This is a genomic window from Aeromonas sp. 602200 (genome assembly GCF_049173895.1).
Lineage (GTDB): Bacteria > Pseudomonadota > Gammaproteobacteria > Enterobacterales > Aeromonadaceae > Aeromonas > Aeromonas veronii_A.
Genome location: NZ_JAAKSL010000005.1, coordinates 94,746 through 113,762, shown reverse-complemented (window position 1 = coordinate 113,762; position 19,017 = coordinate 94,746). Strand labels below are relative to the sequence as shown.

16 protein-coding genes are annotated in these 19,017 nt (G+C 59.9%); 8 read left to right on the top strand and 8 right to left on the bottom strand.

What is annotated here, in order from left to right:
• Positions 1-142: 142 nt before the first annotated feature.
• The 3 genes from ftsX to ftsY are packed head-to-tail and all read right to left on the bottom strand — an operon-like array spanning position 143 to position 3,748.
• Positions 143-1,096 (bottom strand): permease-like cell division protein FtsX, encoded by a 954-nt coding sequence (gene ftsX, locus G5221_RS08590; RefSeq protein WP_005339996.1) that lies wholly within the window; start codon positions 1,094-1,096, stop codon positions 143-145.
• Positions 1,096-1,764 (bottom strand): cell division ATP-binding protein FtsE, encoded by a 669-nt coding sequence (gene ftsE / locus G5221_RS08585; RefSeq protein WP_005339995.1) that lies wholly within the window; start codon positions 1,762-1,764, stop codon positions 1,096-1,098. Before ftsE ends, ftsX begins: the two co-directional genes overlap by 1 nt.
• 58 nt (positions 1,765-1,822) lie before the next feature.
• A complete protein-coding gene (ftsY, locus tag G5221_RS08580) occupies positions 1,823-3,748 on the bottom strand; it encodes a signal recognition particle-docking protein FtsY (RefSeq protein WP_421263103.1) in 1,926 nt (641 codons plus the stop codon).
• A gap of 110 nt (positions 3,749-3,858) precedes the next feature.
• On the opposite strand from ftsY, the gene rsmD reads away from it, so the two are divergent.
• Both rsmD and G5221_RS08570 read left to right on the top strand, forming a co-directional pair.
• Positions 3,859-4,488 (top strand): 16S rRNA (guanine(966)-N(2))-methyltransferase RsmD, encoded by a 630-nt coding sequence (rsmD, locus tag G5221_RS08575; RefSeq protein WP_124930360.1) that lies wholly within the window; start codon positions 3,859-3,861, stop codon positions 4,486-4,488.
• The gene (locus G5221_RS08570; protein WP_042052536.1) at positions 4,472-4,783 is read left to right on the top strand and encodes a DUF1145 domain-containing protein; all 312 of its coding nucleotides are present in this window, start codon (positions 4,472-4,474) and stop codon (positions 4,781-4,783) included. Before rsmD ends, G5221_RS08570 begins: the two co-directional genes overlap by 17 nt.
• Positions 4,784-5,635: 852 nt before the next feature.
• On the opposite strand, the gene G5221_RS08565 is transcribed toward G5221_RS08570, so the two are convergent.
• The 5 genes from G5221_RS08565 to G5221_RS08545 all read right to left on the bottom strand — a co-directional run bounded on the left by G5221_RS08565 (position 5,636) and on the right by G5221_RS08545 (position 10,760).
• Positions 5,636-6,622 carry a helix-turn-helix transcriptional regulator gene (locus G5221_RS08565; RefSeq protein WP_421263102.1) on the bottom strand — a complete coding sequence of 329 codons (987 nt, stop codon included), beginning with the start codon at positions 6,620-6,622 and terminating at the stop codon, positions 5,636-5,638.
• Between the two features lie 290 nt (positions 6,623-6,912).
• A complete protein-coding gene (locus G5221_RS08560) occupies positions 6,913-7,299 on the bottom strand; it encodes a SirB2 family protein (protein ID WP_421203295.1) in 387 nt (128 codons plus the stop codon).
• The gene (locus G5221_RS08555; protein ID WP_005357666.1) at positions 7,296-9,152 is read right to left on the bottom strand and encodes a monovalent cation:proton antiporter-2 (CPA2) family protein; all 1,857 of its coding nucleotides are present in this window, start codon (positions 9,150-9,152) and stop codon (positions 7,296-7,298) included. Before G5221_RS08555 ends, G5221_RS08560 begins: the two co-directional genes overlap by 4 nt.
• Before the next feature lie 67 nt (positions 9,153-9,219).
• Entirely contained in the window at positions 9,220-9,816 is a 597-nt protein-coding gene (locus G5221_RS08550; RefSeq protein WP_005339958.1) for an NAD(P)H-dependent oxidoreductase, read from the bottom strand.
• Between the two features lie 101 nt (positions 9,817-9,917).
• The gene (locus G5221_RS08545) at positions 9,918-10,760 is read right to left on the bottom strand and encodes a LysR family transcriptional regulator (protein WP_164537854.1); all 843 of its coding nucleotides are present in this window, start codon (positions 10,758-10,760) and stop codon (positions 9,918-9,920) included.
• 142 nt (positions 10,761-10,902) lie between these two features.
• Here G5221_RS08545 and G5221_RS08540 point away from each other — a divergent pair, with 142 nt between their 5' ends.
• The 6 genes from G5221_RS08540 to G5221_RS08515 all read left to right on the top strand — a co-directional run bounded on the left by G5221_RS08540 (position 10,903) and on the right by G5221_RS08515 (position 18,948).
• On the top strand, positions 10,903-11,625 hold the full coding sequence (locus tag G5221_RS08540) for an SDR family oxidoreductase (RefSeq protein WP_164537855.1): 723 nt from the start codon (positions 10,903-10,905) through the stop codon (positions 11,623-11,625).
• 88 nt (positions 11,626-11,713) lie between these two features.
• A complete protein-coding gene (locus tag G5221_RS08535) occupies positions 11,714-12,037 on the top strand; it encodes a hypothetical protein (RefSeq protein ID WP_204420131.1) in 324 nt (107 codons plus the stop codon).
• A 46-nt stretch (positions 12,038-12,083) separates the two neighbouring features.
• A complete protein-coding gene (locus tag G5221_RS08530) occupies positions 12,084-12,515 on the top strand; it encodes a DUF411 domain-containing protein (protein ID WP_005339953.1) in 432 nt (143 codons plus the stop codon).
• A gap of 234 nt (positions 12,516-12,749) precedes the next feature.
• Positions 12,750-14,903 carry a S9 family peptidase gene (locus tag G5221_RS08525; RefSeq protein WP_421263101.1) on the top strand — a complete coding sequence of 718 codons (2,154 nt, stop codon included), beginning with the start codon at positions 12,750-12,752 and terminating at the stop codon, positions 14,901-14,903.
• Between the two features lie 414 nt (positions 14,904-15,317).
• Positions 15,318-16,289: a TAXI family TRAP transporter solute-binding subunit gene (locus G5221_RS08520; protein ID WP_204382487.1), complete on the top strand. Its 972-nt coding sequence runs from the start codon at positions 15,318-15,320 to the stop codon at positions 16,287-16,289.
• Between the two features lie 103 nt (positions 16,290-16,392).
• Entirely contained in the window at positions 16,393-18,948 is a 2,556-nt protein-coding gene (locus tag G5221_RS08515) for a TRAP transporter permease (protein ID WP_227341536.1), read from the top strand.
• Positions 18,949-19,017: the final 69 nt, after the last annotated feature.

The window sequence follows — 19,017 nt, the reverse complement described above, 5'->3', positions numbered from 1 at the left end:
AGAAGGTTCACTGGATCTCGCGAAGATCCGGAAGATCATTGTTATTCAGAATACTCTGACTATGGGGGCCAAGCCAGAAACGGCCCCTCTTTTACTTGATCCGACTCTCAAAATCCAGCGATTTACTTTGATGACAAAGTAATCAGGATGGTTCGATGTCGCGAATGTGGCGATGGACCGAGAACCAGGAGGCAATCAGCCCCAGCAGAGCGCCCAGCAAGATCAGATTGATCCCGTCTACCGCCCCCATGCCAACCAGCCGGAAGTTACTGTTATACAAGCCCGCTAGCTCCTTCACCACCCCTTCGCTCCAGATCACCATCACTTCGGTCAGCCACCAGGCCAGCATGCCGCCGATGACCCCGAACCAGATACCGGTATAGAGGAAAGGACGATGAATAAAGGAATCGGTCGCCCCCACCAGCTTGAGCACTTCAATCTCGGAACGCTGGTTGAGGATGTTGAGACGCAGGGTATTGCCGACGATCAGCAATACGGCGGAGAGCAACAGCACCGCGATACCGGTAATGGTGTGGCGCAGCAGGTTCATGATCCCCTGCAGCCGGGTCAGCCACTGCAGATCCAGTTTGCCCTGTTCGACCCCCACCTCGTTGTTGAGCTTGCTGAGCAGCTCGGCGGCCCCTTCAGGGTTCTGCCAGCGTGGATCCGGAATGACGCTCAGCACAGGCGGTAGCGGGTTGCTGTCCAGATAATCGAGGGCATCGCCAAAGCCTGAGATCTCGCGAAACTCCCGCAACGCATCGTCACGGCTCAGGTAGGTGACCGAATCCACCTCGGGATAGAGCAGGATCCGGTGCTGCAGATCGAGAATGCTCTGCTCCGGCAGATCCTTGCGCAGGTAAAGAGAGATCTGGGAACTGCTCTGCCAGCTCCCCTCCACCACCTCGGCGTTTTTCAGCAGCACGTGGAAGCAGGATGGCAGCGCCAGACTGACGCCAAGCACCGCCAGCGTCATCAGGGAGGCGAGCGGATTGCGCCACAACTCTCCGAGACTGGCAAACGCCTGCCGCACATGGTCAACCCCGTACATCATCAGACGGCGCAGCGGCGGTTGTTTATGACGAACGATAGCCATCAGAGCTCCTCCCCGGCCGAATACATGCGACCCGCCTTGAGGGTCAGGGTGCGATAGCGCATGCGAGCGATCAGCCCCAGATCGTGGGTGGCAATCAGTACCGAGACCCCAAAATTGTTGAACTCCTGAAATAGCCGCATGATATCCATGGATAGCTGGGGGTCCAGGTTGCCGGTCGGTTCATCCGCCAGCAGCAGCGGCGGCTTGTTGACGATGGCACGGGCGATGCCGACCCGCTGCTGCTCACCACCGGAGAGCATGCGCGGCTGGTAACGCTCCTTGCCGAGCAGCCCCACCTTGTCCAGCGCCGCCGCCACCCGCTTGTTGATGTCCGCATGGCTGTAACCATCGATCACCAGCGGCAGCGCCACGTTGTCGAACACGGTTCTGTCCATCAGCAGGCGATGATCCTGAAAGATCATCCCGATCTGGCGGCGAACATAGGGGATCTGGCTGCGCTGGATATGGCTGACATCATCGCCATGAAAGAAGACGCGACCATCGGTCGGACGCTCCATCACGCTGATCAGTTTGAGGAGGGTACTCTTGCCCGCCCCCGAGTGCCCGGTTAGAAAGGCCATCTCTCCCTTGCGCAGGTGAAAGCTGACCTTCTGCAACGCCTGATGGCCACCGCTGTATACCTTGCTGACCTTGTCAAAACGAATCATAACGGTTCCCTGACATTGACAAACCCCGACCGAAGTCGGGGTATGGAACACTTAATCATCACGGCTGAGCTGACTCATCGCGGCTGAAGAGCGCCTCGATGAAATCGTTGGCAACGAAGGGACGCAGATCGTCGATCCCCTCGCCCACCCCGATATAGCGGATCGGGATCTGGAACTTGTCGGCCACCGCGAAGATGACGCCGCCCTTGGCGGTGCCATCCAGCTTGGTGAGGGTGATGCCGGTCAGGCCAACCGCCTCGCTGAACAGCTTGGCCTGGCTCAGGGCGTTCTGGCCGGTGCCGGCATCCAGCGTCAGCATGATCTCGTGGGGGGCCTCTTCATCCAGCTTCTTCATCACCCGTACTACCTTCTTGAGCTCTTCCATCAGGTTGCTCTTGTTCTGCAGGCGACCGGCTGTGTCGGCGATCAGCACGTCAGCCCCGCGGGAGCGGGCGGCCTCGATGGCGTCATAAATAACGGAGGCGGAGTCGGCACCGGTATGCTGGGCAATCACTGGAATGTTGTTGCGCTGGCCCCATACCTGCAGCTGCTCGACCGCAGCGGCACGGAAGGTGTCACCCGCTGCCAGCATCACGCTCTTGCCTTCAGCCTGGAACTGCTTGGCCAGCTTGCCGATGGTGGTAGTCTTGCCGACGCCATTCACGCCGACCATCAGGATCACGTAAGGCTTCTTGCTGGTGTCGATCATCAGCGGCTGCTCGACCTTGGCCAGCATCTCGCCCATATCCTGTTTGAGCAAACCGTAGAGCGCCTCGGCATCCTTGAGCTGCTTGCGATCCGCATGCTGCACCAGCCCCTCGATGATACGAGTGGTGGTATCCACACCGAGATCGGCGGTCAGCAGCTGGGTTTCCAGCTCTTCAAACAGCTCATCGTCGATCTTCTTGCCACGGAACAGGCCGAAGAAACCGGAACCGATATTCTCCTTGGTGCGAACCAGACTGCGTTTGAGGCGAGCAAAGAAGCCCTCCCGCTGCGGTTTGTCCTGGGTGTCGTCGTCCACCTTGGCGGCCAACGGCAGGGCAGCCAGTGCGGCAGCCTCAGCCTCCATCGCGGCGACCAGGCGCATATCTTCCGCTCGCTGGGCCTCTTTGGCGATACGGGCTTCTTCCGCAGCCTGAGCTTCAGCGGCAATGCGAGCTTCTTCCGCGGCGCGAGCTTCAGCAGCAATGCGAGCTTCTTCCGCAGCACGGGCTTCGGCAGCAATACGAGCCTCTTCCGCAGCGCGAGCTTCAGCAGCAATACGAGCCTCTTCAGCCGCACGGGCTTCAGCGGCAATACGAGCCTCTTCCGCAGCACGGGCTTCGGCGGCAATACGAGCCTCCTCTGCAGCGCGAGCCTCGGCGGCAATGCGAGATTCTTCCGCGACGCGAGCCTCGGCGGCAATGCGAGATTCTTCTGCGGCGCGAGCTTCGGCGGCGATACGAGCATCTTCTGCAGCGCGAGCCTCGGCGGCGATACGAGCATCTTCTGCAGCGCGAGCCTCGGCAGCAATACGAGCCTCCTCTGCAGCGCGGGCTTCGGCAGCGATACGTGCCTCTTCCGCAGCGCGAGCTTCGGCAGCAATACGAGCCTCTTCGGCTGCCTTGACCTCAGCGGCTTGCGCTTCTGCGGCAGAGCGAGCGGCTTCAGCGGCACGCTCCTCTGCGGCGATCAGCGCTTCGTTGACGATCACCGGCTCCAAATCGGAAGCGCACTCCTCCACCACCAGTGGGCCGTGGTCGTCCAGCTCGGTCGGCAGGCAGCAATCATCTTGCAAAACGGAATTCTGTGCGCTGGCAGGCACTTCGGGGGCAACGGCCGGCGTACTATCGGAAACAGTGGTATCGGAAACGGGAGCGGGGGTAGCAGTGACCTCGGGCTCAACGGTAACGGGGGTGGCTTGGGGTGTCTGTGGTTGGACAGCCTCAGCCTCTTCTTTCTTGCGGCCGAAACCCAGCCAGGAAAACAAACCTTTTGCCATCTAAAAATACTCACATCAAAGGCTGACTGCTAAGATAGCCGTCCCTTGGCGGGTCGGCATAAAAATGAACCGCCTTATACTACCACTTTATTTTCTGACGATGAAACGCGATGCCCAGAGTGAAATCCAGCCGTAGCAACCCGAGCAAGAGTCCTGCCCCGCAAGGAAAATCGGGCTTTGTAAGAATCATCAGCGGCCAGTGGCGAGGCCGCAAATTGCCGGTCAAGGATGTGGAGGGGCTCAGACCCACCACGGATCGCGTCAAGGAAACCATCTTCAACTGGCTGGCCCCCCATATTCGCGGCACCCGCTGCCTGGATCTGTTTGCCGGCAGCGGCGGACTCGGACTGGAGGCGCTGTCGCGCTATGCCGAGCAGGTGACCCTGATCGAAATGGACAAAGGGGCCGCCGACCAGATCAAGAAGAACCTGACCGCTCTCGGCAGCAGTCAGGGTCAGGTGATCCAGTCAGATGCAGTGAGCTGGCTGCAAGGCCCGGCCACGCCGTTTGATCTGGTGTTCCTCGATCCGCCGTTTCGCCGCGAGCTGCTGCCGCAAGTGTGCGAACTGCTGGAGCAGCGCGGCTGGCTGGCAGCGGACGCCCTCATCTATCTGGAGCGGGAGAAGGAGATGGCCGATCTGGCGCTGCCCGCCAGCTGGCAACTACTCAAGGACAAACAGGCCGGTCAGGTCTGCTATCAACTCTATCTAAGGGAGGTAAACAATGAAGCGAGTCTTTAATCTGTTGGCGATGGGGCTGATATTGTTCTTCTGGTTTGGTGTGCTGATGAGCCTGATTGCCCCGCTGCCCGGCAAACTCAACGGCTTTCTGCCGGTCTGCGGCGTGATCGTCGCCCTGCTGCACTGGCTGCAGGCCAGCATGATCAAGGCAGCTTGCAAACGCTACTTCGCTGTCACCAAGGCCGAGTTTGTCACTGTGCTGATATTTGGCGTGTTTGGCATGGTCGACATTCGTCAGCGCCTGCAAGAGATCGTCAACGCCGCCCAGCGCGGCAATCTCTCGGACAAACCATAAAGAAAAGGGGACGGCGGTAGCCGTCCCCTAGAGTCGTGTCGTCCTGTCCGTAGAACTGCAATGCTCCCTGCAATCCCTGACGTTATCCTAATCCTTTGGAATATCCCCTTTCCAATCCGTTGGCGTGTCCTGCGGCGTTCCTGGCCTGGCAATTCATCCTGAACTGCTTCCCTGTCTCCATCCTGGAGGTGTCCATTACCACGTCCTGTGGGGTTCCTTGCGTCTTCCTGACAGATAACCATCCGGGTTATCTCACTTCATCCTGAAGTATTCCTCTCGCATCCGGCGAGGTCCTGTTCATCCTGAAGAACGAGGTTCCGTTCGTTCTACTCCCATCCCGAGAGTGTCCTGCCGCATCCCGCGGTGTTCCTTTATTCATCCGTAACGATAATCATCCTGATTATCGAGCTCATCCTGAGGTGTTCCTTGTCCACATCCTGCGGACTATTCCATCTTTATGCGCTGCCCTGCATCCTGCCGGACCAGCTCCGTCCTTGTGAGACCCATACTAAGGAAATGCGCCCCCCGAACAAGGGCCATCCGATGATAAAGATCCGATGCAGCTCTCATCCCAAAAAACAAACTTAAAAACTAACCCTTTAATATCAGTTATTTATTTAGTTTCACGGGAAAGTTCGATCATTCTGGCATGGCTTCGCGTACGGCTCAAAGCGCCAGCCTCTTACAGTCGCTATGGCAGATCTCTTACACGGGTTTCGCCCCCAAAAACGGGGAAGGAAAACGGTTCAATCCTGACGTTAAGACTTAAAAATTAGTTGAATAAATATGCTTAAAAAAACCGCAAAAAAAAGCCGAGACCAGGCTCGACTCTTCAACATTCCAATTTTTTAATCAGCTCAAGCGGTTGGCCGGATTGAGATAGGCCTTGCGCAACGATTCCGGTGCCAGCACCTCCAGTTCACCGCCGATGTTGTTCAACCAGCTGCGAAACTCCGGGGTGTCCTGCACTTCGGTCTCCACCACCACGCTGCGCTTGTCATAGCGGGTCATGCGCGGATTGTTGCCGGGGATCTGGTTATCCACCAGCGACGGGCTGTTGGCATCGATCCGGCCGACGAAGCGGATCGGGCCGCTCACATCCTGATAGCCCTGATCGCGGATCAGCTTCTGGATATTGAAATCCTTCGGCTGGGTGGCGCTGAAGTTGGTCAGCTCCACGTTCTTGATATGGTCAAACGGGATGCCGTAAACCTTGGGATCCAGCTCGGATAGTGTGCAGAGCAGGATCGGCCCGTCCGGCTGATTGAGAATGCCGAGCGGGTTGATACGGTCGTAGCAGAGCCACACGGTGCGCTCTTTGATCACGCGCTGGATCTCGGCACTGAACTTGCGACCACGCCAGAGCGCATCGCGGATCAGGGTGCTGCGACGGATCTCCGGGTTGCCGGCAAACGGGCGCGGTGACTGGTGGACACTCTCCAGCCAACGTTCGGCCAGTTCACTCTGGCTGTCGCGGATCACCTGGCTCGCCTTGTCGACCAGCGGATTCAATTCAGTCAGTACACTCGCCGGCAACAGTTGGCTCGCCTGATCACTCCATGTTTTCAGGGCCACCGCCAGCGAGAGCGGCATGATATTGGCAAAGTCGTTGAGGCCGTGGCGCTCGAAGCACCAGCCATGGGGTTTGCTGCGCTCGTCCGAGGTGAGGTCGAACAGTCCCATGCCGGACATCTCCTCCAGGTCCCGTTGCACGGTACGCAGACTGACGTGGATGCCTTCCTCTTCCAGTTTTACCTGGAGTTGGCTGGCGGTCAGCTTGTAAGGGCGGTGCGGGATGCAACGCGCCAAGGTCAGTTGTCGTAACAGCTTCTTGCTCATGGTGCTTGCCTTCACTGGTTTAGCGTTGACTGTATGCTAGTCGTGACTTGCGACAGTCTATGTCGTAAGTTTTGTAGCGACAACTGTCGCCATTTTCATACAAAACTACACATGCATTTGATTTGTAAGAAAAAATATTAATAAGGACGGCTAACTTGACGTTTTCAGACAAGCTAAGCGCATCGAAGAAAACTAAATGGAGAGGCAGGCTAACATAGAGGGGCTTAGGATTTTTCTGAATCTGTTCTTTTGAGATAGCCGGAGGGAGGCAATCCTCCCTCCCAGCCAAATCACGTCAGCCACGACCAGGCTGACTTGGTGATGGCCGCACCGACCATGTAGCCAAACACCGCCAGTGCCGCCACACCGGCCACCAGCTTCTGACCGCGGGCCGGGCGCTTGAGCGCCATGACACCCAGACCGATATAGAGCACCAGTGCAATCAGCTTGGCCATCAGCCAGGGTTGTTGACCCGGGCTCAACTGCAAGGCCACCGCCAGCAACACCCCAAACAGCAGCAGGAAGGTGTCGTTGATATGCGGCAGGATCTTCAGCCACTTCTGCTGCAACCGATCGCTGCCGGCCAGCGCCAGACTCCAGCGATAGATAAAGAGCAGCAGACTGACCAGCGCCAGCGTCATATGCAGGTGTTTAAACATGGGGTAATAGGCAATCATTTTGCTTCCTTGTCGTCGTCGGGTAACCCGCTGTTCCAGTTATGGGCATGGATACGCTCCTGCCCCTCCTCGTCGTCTTGCAACAGATCGGAGAGGATCTCCCGGTATTGCAGGCTCTTGTTGATATAAGTGTGCTCGTCGTCCAGATAGTTGACCTGCTCGCGCAACAGCCAGTTATCGTGCTGCTTGAAGGTCTGCCCCGCCCGCCAGGCCTGGTTGGCACGAAAACCGAGCTGGGTCAGGGCTTCCACCCCCAGATCGACCGCCGAGCCCAGGGTTTCCCGGTGAACGCTCTCGACCCCGTGGCGCAGGATCTCGTGGGCGTGGGGCCGATCTAGCGCTCGCGCCAGGATCTTCAGGTGCGGGAAGTGCTTCTGCACCATCTCGATCACCGCCAGCGAGGTAGCCGGATCGTTGATGGAGAGCACCAGCAGCTTCGCCTTGTGCGCCCCGGCAGCATGGAGCAGATCGATCCGGCTGGCATCGCCATAGAAGACCTGATAGCCATACTTGCGCAGGGTCTCTATCTGGCTGGCATCCTGCTCGAGGATGGTGGTACCGATGCCGTGACCGTGCAGCAGACGCCCCACGATCTGGCCGAAGCGGCCGAAGCCCGCGATGATCACCGGATGCTCCACCAGCTCAGGTTGCTCATGCTGCGGCGCGTCGCTCTGGTTACGGTAATCGAACCAGGGCTGGATCACCCGATCGTTGAGGATCAGCAGCAGCGGGGTGAGCGCCATGGAGAGCGCTACCACCAGCGTCAGCAGCGAGATGGTCTCACCGGGCAGCACCCGGTTCTGGGCGGCAAACGAGAAGAGCACGAAGGCAAACTCACCGCCCTGTGCGAGCGCCAGCGCGAAGGTCCAGCGTTGACTCGGCGAGATGCGGATGATGAAGCCGAGCGCCATCAGCACCAGCCATTTGAGCACCATCAGGCCAACCACCAGCGTCGGGATGAGAAAAGGGTGTTCGGCAAACAGCCCGAAGTCGATCCCCGCCCCCACCGACATAAAGAACAGGCCGAGCAGCAAGCCCTTGAACGGCTCTATGTCGGCCTCCAGCTCATGGCGATATTCGCTGTCGGCCAGCACCACACCGGCGAGGAAGGAGCCGAGAGCGGGCGAGAGCCCCACCGACTCCATCAACACGGCGATAGCGATCACCAGCAGCAGGGCGGCGGCGACGAAGATCTCCCGCATGTGGGACTGGGCGATGGCACGAAACACCGGCCGCATCAGGTAGTGGCCACCCAGCACTATGCCTGAGATGGCCGCGACTACCAGCAGGCCGTGCTGCCACCCCGCCAGCTCGGAGCCACCATTGCTGGCGACCGGCGCCATGGCCAGCAGTGGCAACAGCGCCAGGATCGGAATGACCGCAATATCCTGAAACAGCAGCACCGCAAAGGCGGAGCGACCGCTCTCGCTCTGCATCAGCTTGCGTTCCTGCAGGCTCTGCAACACGATGGCGGTCGAGGAGAGCGCCAGAATCAGGCCGATGGCCAGCCCCTGTTGCAGCGGCAAACCGATCAGGTGCGCCACGCCGGTCAGTGCCGCCGTGGTGAGCAGCACCTGCAGGCCGCCGGTGCCGAGGATCGGCCCCTTCAGCTGCCACAAGAGGGCCGGACGCAATTCAAGACCGACCAGAAACAGCATCAGCACCACGCCAAACTCGGCGAAGTGCATCACATCCTTCTGCTCCCCCACCAGCCCCAGCAGAAAGGGGCCTATGATGATCCCCGCCAGCAGGTAGCCGAGCACCGAACCGAGCCCCCAGCGCTTGGCCAGCGGCACCGCAATAACCGCTGCCGAGAGATAGATAAAGGCATCAAACAGGATCCCGTGGCCCATCAGTCAGCCCTCCGTGTGAACATCTGGTCCGGCTCATAAGCTCGGCCAACAAGCTGCCCATGTGTCATCAGAGCACCTCCAGCAAGTCGCGCAGATAAGGACGCCCGGCCAGCTGCTCTGGGGTCAGCTGATCGTCACGCAAGGCGCAAAGCAGCTGACGGTAATCCTGCCCACAGCGGCGCAGAGCGGCGGGATCCTTGATCTTGTGAAAGGAGTGCAGCACGAAAGGGGGCAGCCAGTTCATGCCGCACAAGGTGGCAGCCTGCTGAAATGGCAGCAGAAAATCGAGCAACGGTCGGCTGTTGTAACCCTCGCTGCAGTAGGACTCCGGCGCCCCGCCGGTGGTGATGGCGCTCAGCCACTGCTTGCCCTTGAGGGCGTGGGCTTCAGGGCCGTAGGCATAGCCATACTCCAGCACCAGATCCATCCACTCTTTCATGATGGCCGGGCAGGAGTACCAGTAAAACGGGTGCTGGAAGACGATGATGTCGTGCTCACAGAGCAGCGCCTGCTCCCGCTTCACATCGATAAACATGTCGGGATAGTGCTGATAGAGGTCGTGAACCGTGACCCCCTCCAGCCCCTCAATCGCCTGCAACAGCTGCTTGTTGGCCCGCGAGCTCTGCAGCGCGGGATGGGAAAAAATAACCAGAATGCGTTTCATGACCACATCACCCGAACAAAGCCTTGCGGTGCAAGGCGAGGTAAACAGAAAAGGGGAGTCTGGGGAGCTGCATCGTAAAGGTGCACAGGAGAGCGACCTTATCAGGAAGCGCCATAGCCTGCCAACTCGGGGATCAGCTCCCGCAGCGCCGGATTGAGGGTCTGGTGGGCGGGATAGCAGAGCCCGATCCGGCGAAACATCCGCGGCCCGCTCACCGGCAGGGTACAGAGCCCCGCCTCATCCTCGACCAGCCCGTCCGGCAGAAAACTGATGCCGACCCTCGCCAGCACCAGCGCCATCACCAGCCCCTTGCTCTCGGCCTTTGCCACCAGATTGAGGGTAAGGCGGTCACAGGCCAGCAGGCCGATAGTCTGCTGATGGGCCTCACAGGGTGGGCACTCAATAAAATCATAATGTTGCAGCTCGGCCAGCTCGATCCTTTCGCGACTGGCAAGGGGATGGTCGACCGGCACGCAGAGCACGTAATCCTCCTCCCACAGCGGCAGGAAGATCTCGTCCTCCCGGCGCAAGGCATCCAGCGTCAAACGGCAGTCGGCGGGTGTGGTGTAGTCGGAGAGGGTGAGATCCAGTTGCGGCAACACGCGCTGTACTTGCTGCAACAGCCCGGCCACCCGGCGGCGACTCAAGTCCGGCATGATGGCGATATTAAGCCTCGCACGCGTCGCTTTCTGGCGAAACAGCTCCGGCAGACGGCGCGCCTCCTCCACCAGCTTGACCGCGTGAGGATAGAGATAGTGGGCCGGATCTTTCGCCACCACCCCCTTCTTGCCCCGGACAAACAGGCTGTCACCGAGCGCCTCTTCCAGCTGGCGCAGCCCCGCCGAGAGGGAGGGCTGGCTGACGTGGCAACGCTCGGCCGCCGCCGTGATGTTCTTCTCTTCATAGATGGCGATGAAGAAACGCAGCAATCTCAAGTCCAGCATAAACCAACCATAGTTTTTTCAGATGATAACCAGCGGAAAACAATATTTATCACTTATAGATGCAGTGACTATAGTGATTGGGTTCCGTGCTGGCCAGCCACCTGTTTGCTCAAACCGACTCTTGAATCAGAAGGAAAGACCCATGTCCAAATCTCTCGTCGTGATCACCGGTGCCTCCGCCGGGATCGGTGCCGCCATCGCCCGAGCCTTCTCTGCCGCCGGTCATCCGCTGCTACTGCTGGCCCGCCGGGTCGAGCCGATGCAGGCACTGAACCTGCCCGATACCCTCTGCATCGGGGTCGATGTAACCGACACCGCAGCCATGAAGGCCGCCATCCAGCAGGCAGAAGCCAAATTTGGCCCGGTCGGCTGCATGGTCAACAACGCCGGCGTCATGCTGCTGGGTCAGGCAGATGTGCAGGATCCCGCCGAATGGCAGCAGATGCTCAACATCAACGTGATGGGGGTGCTGAACGGCGTCCACGCAGTGCTGGCAGGCATGAAGGAGCGCCGCAGCGGCACCATCATCAACATCAGCTCCATCGCCGGTCGCAAGACCTTCCCGAACCATGCTGCCTACTGCGCCACCAAGTTCGCCGTGCACGCCCTGACCGAAAACATCCGGGAAGAGGTGGCCGATGTCGGCGTGCGGATGGTGACCATTGCCCCGGGTGCGGTCGAGACCGAGCTGCTCAGCCACACCACTGACGAGAGCATCAAGGCCGGTTACCACGACTGGAAAGATCAGATGGGCGGCGTCATTGCGCCGGAAGTGATCGCCGATGCCGTGCTCTACGCCTGGAACCAGCCTGCCAACGTCTGCGTGCGCGAGATCGTGCTGGCGGCGACCCGTCAGCAACCTTAATCCTGGCTGACTGACACCATGGGGAGGGCTTGACCCTCCCCCGGGGCACAGAGTTACCATGTGCCCCTTGTTATTTTCGAGTCATTCCATGGTTCTCACCCGTCGCCAACTCGCCCACGCCCGTCGCTGGCTCCCCCTATGGAGCCTGGTGCTGGTGTTGATGTCGTTTGGCAGCCGGGCCGCAACCGACCTCTGTACCCTGACTACCCACTGCAGCCAGAGCGAGCGTACCCTGGAAAAAGCGATGCCCTGCGGTAGCTTTACCACCGCCCTCTCGATGACGCTGGTAGGCAGCGACAGCCTGACGGTAGCCGTACTGGAACCGGATACCCCCGACTTCGCCTCCCCCTCTCTCTTTATGCCGGACGCCCCGTGCGAGCGGCTCGAACGTCCCCCACGCACCCGGACCTGAAACGCATCCCGTATCGGGCATCTTTTCTTTCAATCTGAGGTGAGTGATGTACAAACCCCTGTTACTGGCCATGCTGGCCGGTACCGTCAGCTTTTCGGCCCTCGCGGCCGAGAAGATGACCGTCTACAAATCCAAATATTGTGGCTGCTGCCAAAGCTGGAACGAGCACATGGAGCAGAATGGCTTCGAACTGGAGGTCATCGAAACCGAACAGCTCGGCGCAGTGAAGCAGCAATACGGTATCGCGCCGGAGCTGGCTTCTTGCCATACCGGTATCGTAAATGGCTATGTGATCGAGGGGCATGTACCGGCCGCCGATGTGCAGAAGCTGCTCAGGGAAAAACCGGCGATCCGTGGCCTGACCATTCCGGGCATGCCCCAGAGTGCGCCGGGCATGGATATTCCGGGCCATCCCTATGAGGTACTGAGTATCAGCAACGAGGGCGCGACCAACCGCTGGTCGAGCTACCCAGGCTGACGAAAACTGGTCATGAGAGGGCACTCCCATATCATGTGAGGCACACCTGAGCGGACTCTTGCCGCTCATGGCCAGAAAGAGGGCCGCTATCGCGAGATAGCGGCTTTTTTTGATTACATTTCCTGCAATAACAAGGGATTGCTTGCAACCACCGGCAACAAGGGGCAGATTTAACGCCAATTCATGGAGCCGATGCTCAGGTCCACCAACCCTTTCCAGCGCCAAGGATGCGACATGTTTACCTTTTCCCGAGGAGTTCTGCTGCTAGCCTTTCTGACAGTTCTCCCCCCCACTTATGCCAATGAAGAGCCCGCCATGCTGACAAGCGAACATCCAATCCAGCCGCCCGTGGCCGCCAAACATCCCCGCACTCTGAAAAAACACGGGGATACCCGCATCGACAACTACTACTGGCTGCGTGACGACGAGCGGCAGAAGCCCGAGGTGTTGGACTATCTCAAGGCCGAGAACGCCTATACCGAGGCCATGCTCAAGCCGACCCAACCCCTGCGCGAACAGCTTTACAAAGAGATGGTCGCCCGCATCCCCCAGCAGGATGAATCGGTGCCCTATGTGAAGAATGGCTACCGCTACCAGACCCGCTATGAGCCGGGCAAGGAGTACGGGATCTATTCGCGCACCAAGCTCGGTGAAGAGCAGGCGAGTCTGCTGCTCGACAGCAACCTGCGGGCGGAAGGGCACGAGTTCTATGCCCTCGGCGCCCTTGAGGTGAGCCGCAACAATCGCTGGCTGGCGGTGGCGGAAGATTTCCTCTCCCGCCGTCAGTACCAGATCCAGTTCCTCGATCTGGAGAGCGGCCAGTGGGCCACCGACAAACTGGAAAATACCTCCGGCAATCTGGTGTGGGCCAACGACAACAAGACCGTCTTCTATGTGCGCAAGCACCCGCAGACCCTGCTGCCCTATCAGGTCTATCGCCATACGCTCGGGACGGATCCGGCCACGGACAAGCTGGTCTACGAGGAGAAGGATGACTCCTTCTACATCAGCCTCTACGCCACCACCTCGGAAGATTTCATCGTCATCGCCCTCTCCAGCACCACCACAGGCGAAGCGCGGCTGATCGATGCCAACCAGCCGGAGCACGCCCCCCGCCTGTTCCTGTCCCGCCAGGTGGATCACGAATACAGCCTGGATCACTACCGCGGCCGCTTCTATGTGCGCTCCAACAAGGACGGCAAGAACTTCGGCCTCTACGAGACCAAAGAGAGCCCGGTCGATCGCTGGAAGCCGGTGATTGCCCCCAATCCGGAGGTGCTGCTGGAGAGCTACGCCCTGTTCAAGGATTGGCTGGTACTGGAAGAGCGCAACAAGGGGCTGACCCGACTGCGCCAGATCAACTGGCAGAGCGGTGACGAGAAGGAGATCGCCTTCGACGATCCCGCCTATGTCACCTGGCTCGCCTACAACCCGGAGCCGGATACCAGCGCCCTGCGCTATGGCTACTCCTCCATGACCACCCCCGCTTCTACCTATGAGCTGGATATGGCGAGCGGCAAGCGCACCCTGCTCAAGCAGCAACCGGTGGCAGGCTTCAAGGCCGACCAGTACGCCAGCGAGCGACTCTGGGTGACCGCCCGCGACGGCGTATCGGTGCCGGTGTCACTGGTCTATCGCAAGGACAAGTTCAAGAAAGAGCAGGCCGATGCGCCCAAGAATCCGCTGCTGGTCTATGGCTATGGCTCCTACGGCGCCAGCATGGATCCCGACTTCAGCAGCTCGCGCCTGAGCCTGCTGGATCGCGGCTTCGTCTACGCCATCGCCCATATCCGGGGTGGTGAAGAGCTGGGCCGTCACTGGTACGAAGATGGCAAGTTGCTGAAAAAGCAGAACACCTTCAATGACTTCATCGATGTCACCAAGGCGCTGGTTGAGCAAGGCTACGGTGCCAAAGATCAGGTCTACGCCATGGGCGGCAGCGCCGGTGGCCTGCTGATGGGGGCGGTCATCAATCAGGCGCCCGAACTCTATCGCGGCGTGGTAGCGCAGGTGCCGTTCGTCGATGTGGTCACCACCATGCTGGACGAGTCCATTCCCCTCACCACCGGGGAGTATGACGAGTGGGGCAACCCGAACCAGAAGCGCTACTACGACTACATGAAGAGCTACAGCCCCTACGATCAGGTCAAGGCACAAGCCTACCCCAACCTGCTGGTCACCACCGGACTGCACGACTCTCAAGTGCAGTATTGGGAGCCCGCCAAGTGGGTCGCCAAGCTGCGCGAGCTGAAGACGGATGATAACAAGTTGTTACTGAACACCGACATTGACGCCGGCCACGGTGGCAAGTCGGGCCGCTTCAAAGCCTACGAAGATATCGCGCTGGAGTACGCCTTTATCCTGGATCTGGCCACCCCGGCCAACTGATCCATTATGACCCCGGCCCTTGTCACACAAGGGCCGCATAAGAATCCCCTCCTAGTTTTTCCCTCTTCCATTTCCCTTCATATCAAATTAATCTTCGGCTAGAAAATGAATGATCAAGGTCATGTTTCTCAAGATTAAACTCCGTGATTTTGCCATTTCGTTTGATTTATGTTGGGTGAATGTGCTTAATCGGAGTGCTTGCAACTTTTTATTTGGCCCCTCAGGGGCCAATTTATCTTCGACCGACAGGAGGTCGGTAGCCTCACCACAGGATGAGGGTGACCGCCGGAAAAGGGGGCAATCAACTCCCCCGCTTTCGCGCAACGAGAAGAGCGGGCAAGCCCGGCGCAGAACGGGATTGCCATCAATTTATCCGGGGATCGGATAAACAAAATCAAAGAAAAGGGAGAAAAAATGAAAGGATTAACTTTGGCATGCGCCCTGTCGGCGGCTCTGGTCGGTGTTTCATTCGGTGGTCCGGTACAAGCGCAGGAGCGCTTCGTGACCATAGGCACCGGCGGTCAGACCGGCGTCTACTATGTCGCTGGCCAGTCCATCTGCCGCTTCCTCAATCGCGGCGCCGCCGATCACCAGATCAAGTGCAACGCCCCAGCCAGTGGCGGTGGTGTTGCCAACGTCAACGGCATCCGCAGCGGTGAGTTCAACTTCGGCATCATGCAATCCGACCACCAGTTCAAGGCGATGAAAGGGCTGCCACCGTTCCAGGCCGAAGGGGCCATGGACGATATGCGCGCCGTCTTCTCCCTGCAGAGCGAGGTGTTCACCATCCTGGCTCGCCGCGATGCCAAGATCGCCAGCTTCGACGACCTGAAAGGCAAGCGCGTCAACATCGGCAACCCGGGCTCCGGCCAGCGTGACACCATGGAAGAGATCATGGCGGTCAAAGGCTGGAAGAAGGGTGACTTCGGTCTGGTCTCCGAGCTGAAGCCGGCCGAACAGGCCTCCGCCCTCGGTGACAACAACATCGACGCCATGAGCTACTTCGTCGGTCACCCGAACGGCGCCATTCAGGAAGCTTCCACCACCACAGATGCAGTACTGGTACCTGTGACCGGCGCCGACATCGACAAGCTGCTGGCCGAGAAGAGCTACTACAGCAAGGCCGAGATCCCGGGCGGCATCTACAAGGGCAGCGACAAGCCGACCCCCTCCATCGGTGGCAAAGCGGTGCTCTCCACCAGCGCCAAAACCGATCCGGAAGTGGTCTATCAGCTGGTCAAGTCGGTGTTCGACAACCTGGATCGCTTCAAGCGCCTGCACCCTGCCTTTGCCGACCTGAAAGAGGCCGACATGATCAAGGTGGGTCTCTCTGCACCGCTGCATGAAGGGGCTGCCCGCTACTACAAAGAGCGCGGCTGGATCTGATTGAAGGCCCCGGGGCCTTTGTCACTCTCTTCGACACCCGTCCGCCGCCTGATTGCGGGGGCGGGTGTCGCTCTTGTTGTACTCGTTGGCACAAGTTAACCCTATGCAAGATAAACAACTCTCTACCGAGGAACTGATCGCCCAGGATGTGGGCGCTCGCCTGCCGCTGGGCATCATGGGCTGGCTCATCACCGCGCTGGCGCTGGCCTGGTCCCTGTTCCAGCTCTGGATCGCCTCGCCACTCCCCTTCATGGTGGGGTTTGGCGTACTCAATGACACCGAAACCCGCTCCATTCACCTCACCTTCGCCCTGTTGCTGGCTTTTCTGGTGTTCCCGGCATTTCGCTCCTCGCCGCGGGATCGGGTTCCCCTCGGCGATATCGCCCTCGGTCTGATCGCTGCTGGCGCCGCCTCTTACCTGTTCGTGATGTATGAAGCACTGGCGCTGCGTCCCGGCACCCTCACCACCGCCGATCTGGTGACCGCCTGCATCGGCATTCCGCTGCTGCTGGAAGCGGCGCGCCGCGCCCTGGGGCCGGCACTGGCGGTCATCGCCATCGTCTTTCTGATCTACAGTCTGGCGGGCCCCTGGATGCCGGGACTGCTGGCACACCGCGGGGTAGGTTTCACCGCGCTGGCCAACCACCAGTGGATCACCACCGAAGGGGTGTTTGGCATTGCCCTTGGCGTCTCCACCAGCTTCGTGTTCCTGTTCGTGCTGTTCGGCGCCCTGCTGGAACGGGCCGGTGCCGGTCACTACTTTATCCAGCTCGCCTTCAGCCTGCTCGGCCACCTGCGCGGCGGCCCCGCCAAGGCGGCAGTGGTCGCCTCCGGCCTGACCGGTCTGATTTCCGGCTCGTCGATTGCCAACGTGGTGACCACCGGTACCTTCACCATCCCGATGATGAAGAAGGTGGGCTTCAGTTCAGAGAAAGCGGGGGCGGTGGAAGTAGCCTCCTCGGTCAACGGCCAGATCATGCCACCCGTGATGGGGGCTGCGGCTTTCCTGATGGTCGAATACGTGGGCATCCCCTATGTGGAGATCATCAAGCACGCCTTCCTGCCTGCCACCATCTCCTACATAGCGCTGCTCTACATCGTCCATCTGGAGGCGCTGAAACTGGGCATGCAGCCCATCGGCAACCATCAACCCAAACCCTGGCTGCGTCGCCTGACCGGTTTTGCCTTTGGCGCGGCCCTCATCAGCGGCCTGTCACTGGCGGTCTACTATGGCCTCGGCTGGCTCAAACCTGCACTGGGTGACTACGCCCTGCCGGGGATCTCGGTACTGCTGGCTGCCACCTATGTGGCCCTGTTGAAGATCGCCGCCAGCAATGAACCGCTGCCTGCCGAAGATCCCGACAAGCCGCTCACCGAATTGCCCAACACCCGCGCCGTGCTGCTCTCCGGCCTGCACTTCCTGCTGCCGGTGGTGGTACTGGTGTGGTGCCTGATGGTGGAACGCCTCTCGCCGGGGCTGTCGGCCTTCTGGGGGACCGTGATGCTGGTGATCATCCTGCTGACCCAGCGCCCGCTGCTCAACTGGCTGCGCAAGGACGGCAAGCACGACTACGGCACCGTCGCTGACGGCGTGGTGGATCTGCGGGAAGGGCTGGTCGCCGGTGCCCGCAACATGATCGGTATCGGCATTGCCACCGCCACCGCGGGGATTATCGTGGGTGCGGTCTCCCAGACCGGGGTCGGTCTGGTGCTGGCGGATCTGGTGGAGTTCCTCTCCATGGGCAACCTGCTGCTGATGCTGCTGCTCACCGCCCTGTTGAGCCTGATCCTCGGCATGGGGCTGCCCACCACTGCCAACTACATCGTGGTGTCCAGCCTGCTGGCACCAGTGGTGGTGACGCTGGGGCAGCAAAACGGGCTGATCGTGCCGCTTATCGCAGTGCACCTGTTCGTATTCTACTTCGGCATCATGGCGGATGTGACGCCGCCGGTGGGACTGGCCTCCTTCGCGGCAGCGGCTGTCTCCAAGGGCGACCCCATCAAGACCGGGATCACGGCGTTTTACTACAGCCTGCGTACCGCAGCGCTGCCGTTCCTGTTTATCTTCAACACCGATCTGCTGCTGATCGACGTGGACTTCGCCCACGGGGTGCTGATCTTCATCGTGGCGACCATCGCCATGCTGATCTTCGCCGCCGCCACTCAGGGCTGGTTCCTGGTGAAGAGCCGCTGGTACGAGAGCGTGCTGCTGTTGCTGGTCGCCTTTACCCTGTTCCGCCCGGGTTTCTGGATGGACATGGTGCACGACCCCTATCGCGAGACCCCGCCTGCCCAGCTGGCCCAAACCATGGGGGAAGTGGAGGCGGAGAGCACCCTGCGGCTGCGGATCCTCGGTGAAGATGCAGTGGGCAAGCCACGCAAGTTCACCCTGCTGGTCGCCGTACCGGATGGGGCAAATGGCGAAGAGCGGCTGGCCAATCTGGGGCTGAGCCTCTATGAGCAAGATGGCAAAACGCTGATCGACAACGTCGCCTTTGGCAGCCCGGCCGCCACCATGGGGCTGGAGTTCGATCAGGAGATCCTCACCGTCAAGGCGCCCACCGATCGCTGGCGCAAGGAGTGGATGTGGATCCCGGGCTTCCTGCTGTTCGGGGTGATCGTCTGGCTGCAGCGTCGCCGCAGCGTCAAGGCCGGTTAATCCGCCAGGCAAATAAGACAGAGGGCCGCGATTGCGGCCCTCTTTTTATGGATATCGATCTCGCTGCAG

Excerpts from the sequence above, each read along its gene's own strand:
- G5221_RS08540 (WP_164537855.1), top strand. The coding sequence starts at position 10,903 with ATGTCCAAATCTCTCGTCGTGATCACCGGTGCCTCCGCCGGGATCGGT.
- G5221_RS08530 (WP_005339953.1), top strand. The coding sequence starts at position 12,084 with ATGTACAAACCCCTGTTACTGGCCATGCTGGCCGGTACCGTCAGCTTT.
- G5221_RS08570 (WP_042052536.1), top strand. The coding sequence starts at position 4,472 with ATGAAGCGAGTCTTTAATCTGTTGGCGATGGGGCTGATATTGTTCTTC.
- G5221_RS08545 (WP_164537854.1), bottom strand. The coding sequence starts at position 10,760 with ATGCTGGACTTGAGATTGCTGCGTTTCTTCATCGCCATCTATGAAGAG.
- G5221_RS08560 (WP_421203295.1), bottom strand. The coding sequence starts at position 7,299 with ATGATTGCCTATTACCCCATGTTTAAACACCTGCATATGACGCTGGCG.
- G5221_RS08550 (WP_005339958.1), bottom strand. The coding sequence starts at position 9,816 with ATGAAACGCATTCTGGTTATTTTTTCCCATCCCGCGCTGCAGAGCTCG.
- G5221_RS08515 (WP_227341536.1), top strand. The coding sequence starts at position 16,393 with ATGCAAGATAAACAACTCTCTACCGAGGAACTGATCGCCCAGGATGTG.
- ftsE (WP_005339995.1), bottom strand. The coding sequence starts at position 1,764 with ATGATTCGTTTTGACAAGGTCAGCAAGGTATACAGCGGTGGCCATCAG.
- ftsY (WP_421263103.1), bottom strand. The coding sequence starts at position 3,748 with ATGGCAAAAGGTTTGTTTTCCTGGCTGGGTTTCGGCCGCAAGAAAGAA.
- G5221_RS08535 (WP_204420131.1), top strand. The coding sequence starts at position 11,714 with ATGGTTCTCACCCGTCGCCAACTCGCCCACGCCCGTCGCTGGCTCCCC.
- G5221_RS08525 (WP_421263101.1), top strand. The coding sequence starts at position 12,750 with ATGTTTACCTTTTCCCGAGGAGTTCTGCTGCTAGCCTTTCTGACAGTT.
- ftsX (WP_005339996.1), bottom strand. The coding sequence starts at position 1,096 with ATGGCTATCGTTCGTCATAAACAACCGCCGCTGCGCCGTCTGATGATG.
- G5221_RS08555 (WP_005357666.1), bottom strand. The coding sequence starts at position 9,152 with ATGGGCCACGGGATCCTGTTTGATGCCTTTATCTATCTCTCGGCAGCG.
- G5221_RS08520 (WP_204382487.1), top strand. The coding sequence starts at position 15,318 with ATGAAAGGATTAACTTTGGCATGCGCCCTGTCGGCGGCTCTGGTCGGT.
- G5221_RS08565 (WP_421263102.1), bottom strand. The coding sequence starts at position 6,622 with ATGAGCAAGAAGCTGTTACGACAACTGACCTTGGCGCGTTGCATCCCG.
- rsmD (WP_124930360.1), top strand. The coding sequence starts at position 3,859 with ATGCCCAGAGTGAAATCCAGCCGTAGCAACCCGAGCAAGAGTCCTGCC.